The sequence below is a fragment of the Oribacterium sp. genome (assembly GCF_057249185.1).
The window spans coordinates 1-1,848 of sequence record NZ_DBHIGR010000257.1; the positions used below are offsets into that span (position 1 = coordinate 1).

Here is a 1,848-nt window from a genome sequence, read left to right on the forward strand (position 1 = left end):
AAGAAGAGCCCTGCCATATTCAACTTTTAAAAGAGGAAGGCTCCTTTCCTTTCATCGTCCTCTTCAGCATCGGGGAAAATGAATATTTTCTCCATATTTTTCATGAGCTTGTAGAGGAACTGTCTTCCACCATATCCTACGCCCTATATACGAAGGAAAATGAACTTCTATGTCAGGGAAAGACAGAGTTCTACTCTTCTCTAAACCCCTTTGCTACAAAGCCTTATCAACACCTCATTCCGGAAAGGATGTCCTGCGATCTTTGTCATAAGAAGCTTCGGGGAGAATGCGGAGGCACAGGAGAAGATTTATGCCGGGAATCTCTTTAATCGCTTCATACATTTGAAAAATGCCGGAATCAAAAAGGCATCCGCAAAAATCCAAGCCAGAGGAGAAGCATAACAAGCTGCCATATAGCCCAGTAATGGAATAAAGATAAAAGCCACAATGATTCTTGCTATCATTTCGCTTACCCCGGCCAGCATAGCGAATCCGGAGAAGCCCATTCCCTGAACGGAAAAACGCCAAACATTCAAAACCGCCAAAGGAATATAGAAAAAGGCATTTCCCAAAAGGAATTCCTTAGCCATTTTAATAACTTCCACTTCATTGGCATTAATAAAAATCTTAGGAATTTCATCTCCGAAGAAGAAAAGTACGGCGCATATCAATACTGCATAGATACTTCCCACCTTGGTGGCTTCCCAAACACCCTTTTTAATACGTGAGAGCTTTCTGGCCCCAACATTTTGTCCTGCGAAGGTTGCCATGGTTACTCCTAAAGAGTCAAAGACACAACAGCAGAAATTACTGATTCTTTGTCCTGCGGTAATGGCCGCCATAGCCTGAGAACCTAGACCATTTACCGCTGTCTGTAAGATAACGGAACCGATGGCTGTGATACTGTATTGCAGTCCCATAGGAACTCCCATCAAAAGAAGTCTTTTATAGTAATGTCTTTCCAGTTTCAAATCTTCCTTTTTCAAGTGAATAATCGGAAAGCGCTTAATCATATATATTAAACACAATAGTCCGGAAACAAACTGAGAAATCACCGTGGCATAAGCAGGTCCATCCACCCCAAAGCCTAAAAAGCGGATACTCACATAGTCCAGAATAATATTCAATAGTGCCGCAAGGATCAAGAAATACACCGGTGTTTTGGAATCTCCCAGAGAACGAACTACGGAGCTTGTAATATTATAAAGAAAGGTCGTCGGAATCCCCAAAAACACAATAAAAATATAAAGATAGGCATAGGAAAAGGTTTCTTCCGGCGTATTCATCCAGTGAAGAATCGGTTCTGTCAAAATACCGATGACAATGGTCATAACAACAGAAAAAATCACGGTTAAATACAGAATATTTCCTACGTATTTTCTGAGCTTTTCAAACTGTCCCGCACCGAATTTCTGTGCTACAGGAATCGCAAAGCCGGAGCAGGTTCCGATGACAAAGCCGTTAATCATGAAGTTAATGGCACCCGTAGAACCCACCCCCGCAAGGGCCTTCAGTCCAATCATCTTTCCGACGATAATGGTATCCATCATGCCGTAGAACTGTTGGAACAAGGTTCCCAGCAACATCGGGAAGGCAAAACGAAGAATTAAACTTAAGGGGTCACCTTCCGTAAGATTTAACATTGCGGTTTTCTTCTCTGTAGTTTTAATCTTCTCGATTGTTTCTATCTTCTCTTCCTTACCGGTCTTTACCAGCTTTTCTGTTTTCTCAATGGTTTCCGTCTTCTCGATGTTCCCCACCAATTCTGTTTTTGTTGTTACTTCTGTCTTCTCTAACTCCTTCATTTCCCCTCCTCTCTCTAACGCTTTTAAAAAATAGAAAAAGGAA

Annotated in this window: 2 protein-coding genes; one reads left to right on the forward strand and one right to left on the reverse strand. The window is 41.7% G+C overall.

Annotated features, from left to right (window positions below; genetic code table 11):
- A partial coding sequence (locus ACO4PX_RS10140) for a hypothetical protein (protein WP_485572589.1) occupies positions 1 to 329 on the forward strand: 329 nt, incomplete at its 5' end.
- Here ACO4PX_RS10140 and ACO4PX_RS10145 read toward each other — a convergent pair.
- Positions 309 to 1,643, reverse strand: a complete 1,335-nt coding sequence (locus tag ACO4PX_RS10145; RefSeq protein ID WP_304072489.1) for an MATE family efflux transporter — start codon at positions 1,641 to 1,643, stop codon at positions 309 to 311. The genes ACO4PX_RS10140 and ACO4PX_RS10145 overlap by 21 nt on opposite strands.
- Positions 1,644 to 1,848 lie beyond the last annotated feature (205 nt).

What these genes read in the sequence shown, in the direction of transcription:
- ACO4PX_RS10145 (WP_304072489.1), bottom strand. Translation starts at nt 1,643, where the DNA reads ATGTTAAATCTTACGGAAGGTGACCCCTTAAGTTTAATTCTTCGTTTT.